1 pseudogene is annotated in these 609 nt (G+C 69.1%); it reads left to right on the forward strand.

Annotation, left to right across the window (positions count from 1 at the left end):
• A pseudogene (locus tag ACFOVU_RS29375) lies at window positions 1-609 on the forward strand (hypothetical protein); the annotation flags it as partial.

The following is a 609-nucleotide window of genomic DNA, read 5'->3' on the forward strand; positions in this document are numbered from 1 at the left end:
GCCCATCACCGCGGCCACCGGCCCAAGCCCGACTTCCACGCCCTCGCCAAGAAGAACGACGAGCAGCCCGGGTCGTTCGAGGACTTCGTCGACGGCCTCATGCGCAAGTACCGGCTCGACGTCGAGCCCCTCGCCGCCGAGCACGCGCGGCCCTGGGTGTTCTTCGAGGGCACCGACCCCAACGACTCCTCTGGCTACGGCGCGGGATTCGCCCACTACTCCGCTACTGGGGACCTCGGTGGCCTGGACCTGAGCACGCCTTCTCCCGTGGACGACTTCGACTTCTCCCGATTCGGCGAGGTCGACCCCGGCCCGGCGAACGACTCTGACGGCTCCGGCGACGTGGAGCTCCGCGATGCCCCCAGCCCTACCAGCCAGGGGACGTTCGACGATTTGGGGGACATCGATGACGCCGGCTTCGGCGCGGAGGGCGGCTTCGACCGTCTCTCCGGGCCCTTGGGCGGCGGCCACGGTGACTCGGGAGACTTTGGCCACGATCCGACTGCCCGAGACGATGATGCTGATGGCTTCGCCTGGGGGGAACCCTCTGCTGAGGAGGGGGCGGACGTCCCCATGGGTGATGGTGATGACGGCCTCTTCGGTCCCCCT

Source organism: Nocardiopsis sediminis (assembly GCF_042650565.1).
GTDB lineage: Bacteria > Actinomycetota > Actinomycetes > Streptosporangiales > Streptosporangiaceae > Nocardiopsis_B > Nocardiopsis_B sediminis.